Genomic DNA, 5,141 nt, shown 5'->3' with positions numbered 1-5,141 from the left:
ACGATTTTGGTCATGGTTTGAGGCGGATAAGCCGGCCGTCCCACCGAAGAAGCCTGGGGATCCCAGAACCGCTCGGACAGCCGATCAATGGTGTCGTTGACGATCCGCACCAGATCCCCTTCGGGGATCATGGGTTCCAGGCTCGTTGGTATCGGAAAGCGCTGTGTGTTATCATCGGTAAACATAAGAAATCATCCTTGTCGTATGGAGGTTGTGGTGACTTAACCATATCATCGAAGGATGATTTCTTTCTTTATTTGCGCACAGAAAAGGGGGGCTGTCCTATTTTTGGGACAGCCCCCTGATTTTTATACTCCCGGCCTTTTTTCATTTCTAATATGAAAAAGGGCTTTTTCTAATGACCGGGTATTTTTTTCTTCAATCTCCGGTCGTCTTGGAATCGGAGCATACATGTGCTCCGGGTCCTGCCATTTGGTGGGAAGCTCGATAGGCGCACTTGCTCCCCAGCGGCTCCGCCATTTTTCCGGGCAGTTTTGTTCGTATAATTGGGTCTGCTCACTCATTTCAAGCCATATGGCCGCCCAGGCTCTTGGTACGACTCTCCACATGTCATAGCCACCGCCGCCGACAGCAATCCATCTGCCTTCGCAGTAATCATGGGCTACTTGATGAGCGATAGCAGGAATTGCCTTATATGCTTCAATGCTTAAGGAAAGATGCGTGAGTGGATCGAAATAATGGGCGTCTGCACCGTTAAGCGTAAAAATGACGTCTGGCTTGAAAAACTCGGCTGCTTCACGCAGTGCTGTTTCATAGCAATGCAGAAAAGAGTCATCCTCTGTGAAGGCGTCTACTGGTATATTGATGGAAGTGCCGTAGCCCTGTCCGGCGCCTTTCTCACCAACACTTCCCGTTCCTGGAAACAGGTATCTTCCTGTTTCGTGAATCGACAGTGTGCAGACGTCCGGTTCCTCGTAAAAAGAAAACTGGACTCCATCTCCGTGATGGGCATCCGTATCAACATATAAAACGCGGGCTCCGAAGTGTTTACGTGCGTATTCAATGGCAATGGCGCTGTCGTTATATACACAAAATCCCGAAGCCTTTCCCTGGAAGCCATGGTGCAGACCTCCGCCAAGGTGGAAAGCATGAGAGGCTTTTCCTGAGAGAACTGTTTCAACAGCCTGAAGAGTGCCGCCGACAAGCGTGGCAGAAGCTTCATGCATATGGTCAAAAATAGGCGTGTCTTCGGTGCCGAGCCCGTAATTATTTGCGACGCCAATACTCAGTTCACCTTTTCCGGCTGCCTTGACGGCCTCCAAATAGTGCTGGTCGTGCACAAGCATTATTTCTTCATCTGTCGCCATCCGTGAAGGCACAAGCTTGTCATCACTGATTGCCCCCATTTCAAGCAGCAGATCAAAGGTGATTTGTTGGCGGAGGGGGCTGAAAGGGTGATCGTCATTAAATTTGTACTGCGGCATATCAGGTGAATAAACAAGAGCATGATTCATTGTCATGACCCCGGCTCCGGCGTCCTCGGCCATTGTACCGTATACCCTTTTTCTTCAATGGCGGCAATCAGCCTTCGGGGGTCCATCGTCTGCACCCGGAAGCTGAGCACCTGCTTATCAATTTCCTTATGAGGAAAGAGCAGTACACTGATAACATTTGTGCCCTTTTCTTTAAAAATCAATGATAATTCTGCCAGCTGCCCGGATAAATTAGGAACCACAATATCTATCTGCGAGGATGGCTGATTGGCCCCTGTCATTTTTACTAACGTATGCAAAACATTGGTTTCAGTTAGTATGCCGACCAGTTTGTCATCTGAGGAAACGACAGGGAGCGCGCTGATATCGTTATCGTATAACACTACTGCAGCATCGGCCATCAGATCATAGGACATGATGGTAATGACGGGAGAGGTCATAATTGTAGAAACAGGCTGGTCCAATTCTTTTTTATCATCGCCGGGCTGAAAAATGGAAGGACTGGCATCACGGATATCGCGGTCCGCTACAATACCAACAACATAACGGTTTTCGTCGATCACAGGTATATGCCGGATGCGGTGTTTTTCCAAAAGCTCTAAAGCCGTGCGTATGAGCGTGGTTCGTTCAATTGTTATGACGTCTTTAACCATAATTTCTTCCACGAACAAGCAAACATTCCTCCTCTATGCAGGCGGTTAAAACATAAATTTATTAGTAAAACGTACATTATCAAATTGTTGAATATCGTTATCTGATACACGGGAGCCGATTCTTACCATTAAACAATTGGCGGGGTGAGAACAAATTTCAGGATCATCCGTAGCCATCCATTCGAGACCGCCGGCATTCATCATTTTTTCCATGAGTTTTCTGTATTCCCAAACGGTTAAGCCGCTTGATTTAAGATCCCAGTGCCAGTAGTACTCCGTAGTAATAATTATATAGTCTTCCATGGCATCATCCAGCACAGAAAACTCTAACAGGCGTTTGCCAATTTTAGCTCCCCTGTACTCTTTGGCTATTTCGATGGCCCCAAGCTCCAGGAGGCTGTCCAATCGGGCTTCTGACCAGCGTTCCAAGGGATCCGGATAGACAAACGTGACGTAGCCTACAATTGTTTTGCCATCAGCGACAATATTTATCCGCCCCTCAGGAAGATCGGCAATGCCAATCAGCGCTTTTTTTTGTTCTTCATGGGAACGAAACGCTGTAAGCCCTGGATGAAAGTCGTAATCGTAAAGTGTTTTACCGGAAACAGGGCCTTCCATGAGCAAGGTGTGGTTGTTCCATGCGATTTCCCTGGAATAATAGGTCTTTTTGTGAATCATGTACACCATCCTTCATCCACCTATGGTACTGCTTACATTATTATCATATCAGAAAATTGCTTCAGATTGGTGGAAGAAATGAGAATATTAAGAAATGAAAGAATTGAACAATGTATGAACTTATATTATAATGAATTTGTGCAAATTAAGATCGACAGAAGGGAATGTTTCAAATGAAAGTGCAAACGCTTCCACCAATTGACGGAAACTACAACCTACAAGACTACGAACAAGCAAAACAAAACTTTGACTGGTCGGAAATTGAAAAACAATTCTCTTGGCACGAAACAGGAAAGGTAAACATGGCATATGAAGCAATTGACCGCCATGCGGAGAATCCTGATAAGCAAAACCAGGTAGCATTGCATTATTTAGATGGAAGCCGCAAAGAGGAGTATACATTTGCGGACATGAAAAAATACACAAATAAAGCAGCGAATGTAATGAAAGAAGCAGGTATTGAAAAAGGTGACCGTGTCTTCATTTTTATGTCCCGCTCTCCGGAACTTTACTTTGCCCTTCTCGGGGCGATTAAAGTCGGCGCTATTGTTGGGCCGTTATTTGAAGCATTCATGGAAGGGGCTGTCCGTGACCGGCTTGAAGACAGCGAAGCAAAAGCCCTCGTTACCACGCCACAGTTAGTAGAACGGGTACCGTTTGACGACCTTCCAAACCTGGAAACGGTATTCATTCACGGAGGAGTAGATGACGAAAAAGGTGGATTCCTGGATTTTGATGCAAGACTGCAGCAGGCAGGCAGCGATTTTGAACCGGAATGGGTAGACCGGGAAGACGGACTGATCCTGCATTATACTTCAGGCTCTACTGGAAAGCCAAAAGGCGTTTATCACGTACACAACGCTATGATACAGCACTACCAGACAGCGAAGTGGGTACTGGATTTGCAAGACGGGGATGTATACTGGTGTACAGCCGACCCGGGGTGGGTAACTGGCACATCCTACGGCATATTCGGCCCGTGGCTTGCCGGCGTAACAAACGTGGTGCGCGGCGGGCGCTTCAGCGCACAGGACTGGTATGACACTTTGGACCGGTATAATGTATCCGTATGGTACAGTGCACCAACTGCTTTCCGGATGCTCATGAGCGCCGGAGACGAGCTTGTGAAAGAATACGATCTTTCTTCGCTGCGACACATTTTGAGTGTCGGGGAGCCGTTAAATCCAGAAGTTGTACGCTGGGGCGAAAAAGCATTTAACCTCCGCATCCATGACACATGGTGGATGACAGAGACAGGTGCGATGATGATATGTAACTATCCGGCAATGACAATTAAAGCCGGGTCCATGGGCAAACCAATTCCAGGAGTCTACGGAGCAATTGTCGATGATCAGGGAAATGAGCTTCCACCAAACCGAATGGGCAACCTGGCTATCAAGCCAACCTGGCCGGCAATGATGAGAGCTATTTGGAACAGAAAAGAAAAGTTTGACAGCTACTTTGAATTGAATGGCTGGTACGTATCCGGCGACTCTGCTTATATGGACGAAGATGGCTATTTCTGGTTCCAGGGACGTGTAGATGACGTTATCATGACTGCTGGTGAAAGAGTCGGGCCATTTGAAGTAGAAAGCAAACTGGTTGAACACCCGGCTGTAGGTGAAGCAGGGGTAATTGGCAAGCCAGATCCGGTACGCGGGGAAATTATCAAAGCATTTGTAGCCCTGCGTGAAGGATATGAAGCTTCAGATGAGTTAAAAGAAGAAATTCAAAACTTCGTGAAAAAAGAACTTGCTGGTCACGTTGCGCCGAAAGAAATTGAATTCCGTAAATCACTTCCAAAAACAAGAAGTGGTAAGATTATGCGTCGTGTCCTGAAAGCATGGGAGCTTGATCTGCCTACGGGTGATCTATCTACCATGGAAGACTAAATTACAAAAATGTAAGAAGCCTCCGTACATCGTAAGTACGGAGGCTTCTTTATTTCTTATGGCCCTTCAGGTAAGATGTATAGAAAGAATAGGAAGGAGGCGAGACGTTCTTGGTTGCTTTAATTATTGGTATTATTATTTTATTGGAAAGTTTCTTTTTAATATTTAAAGGAAGTAAAGAGAATCGCCGTCTTTTACGGACAGCAGGAATGGTTTCAGTGCCAATTGCAATATTGCTGGTCTGGATTGGACTGGCCCAGATGGCTTAATTTTTAATTTTAATACATAATGGTTGTTATCCCTTATTCTTCTTGTTCGGAAGAGCTGCCTTCATCTGTTTCATTTTCAGCATCACTTGAAGCCTCTGGCGAGGAATTTTCGCCAGGGGCTTCTTCATTTATGGAGGAACTCTCAGACTCTTCGGTTTCCTCAGAGCTGTCGTCCTCAGAAGGAGCAGAAGAGGA

General features: G+C 46.3%; 6 protein-coding genes. 2 read left to right on the top strand and 4 right to left on the bottom strand.

Annotation, left to right across the window (positions count from 1 at the left end; genetic code table 11):
• From G548_RS18610 to G548_RS0116650, 4 genes are all read right to left on the bottom strand, one after another.
• Positions 1–185, bottom strand: a 185-nt coding sequence (locus G548_RS18610; protein WP_040881265.1) for a transposase, incomplete at its 3' end; no start/stop codon positions are given.
• Between the two features lie 123 nt (positions 186–308).
• Positions 309–1,481, bottom strand: a complete 1,173-nt coding sequence (locus tag G548_RS0116660) for an acetoin utilization protein AcuC (protein WP_027847507.1) — start codon at positions 1,479–1,481, stop codon at positions 309–311.
• Complete coding sequence (locus G548_RS0116655; RefSeq protein WP_245558616.1) at positions 1,478–2,119, bottom strand: acetoin utilization AcuB family protein; 642 nt, start codon at positions 2,117–2,119, stop codon at positions 1,478–1,480. Before G548_RS0116655 ends, G548_RS0116660 begins: the two co-directional genes overlap by 4 nt.
• 33 nt (positions 2,120–2,152) lie before the next feature.
• A complete protein-coding gene (locus tag G548_RS0116650; RefSeq protein WP_027847506.1) occupies positions 2,153–2,785 on the bottom strand; it encodes a GNAT family N-acetyltransferase in 633 nt (210 codons plus the stop codon).
• 173 nt (positions 2,786–2,958) lie between these two features.
• Here G548_RS0116650 and acsA point away from each other — a divergent pair, with 173 nt between their 5' ends.
• Both acsA and G548_RS19425 read left to right on the top strand, forming a co-directional pair.
• Positions 2,959–4,677 (top strand): acetate--CoA ligase, encoded by a 1,719-nt coding sequence (gene acsA / locus G548_RS0116645; RefSeq protein WP_022795273.1) that lies wholly within the window; start codon positions 2,959–2,961, stop codon positions 4,675–4,677.
• A 110-nt stretch (positions 4,678–4,787) separates the two neighbouring features.
• A complete protein-coding gene (locus G548_RS19425) occupies positions 4,788–4,946 on the top strand; it encodes a hypothetical protein (protein ID WP_022795272.1) in 159 nt (52 codons plus the stop codon).
• Positions 4,947–5,141: the final 195 nt, after the last annotated feature.

The sequence above is a fragment of the Marinococcus halotolerans DSM 16375 genome (genome assembly GCF_000420725.1).
Classification (GTDB): Bacteria; Bacillota; Bacilli; order Bacillales; family Marinococcaceae; genus Marinococcus; species Marinococcus halotolerans.
Note: the sequence above shows the minus strand (reverse complement) of the source record. Positions and strands in the feature narration are given on the sequence as shown.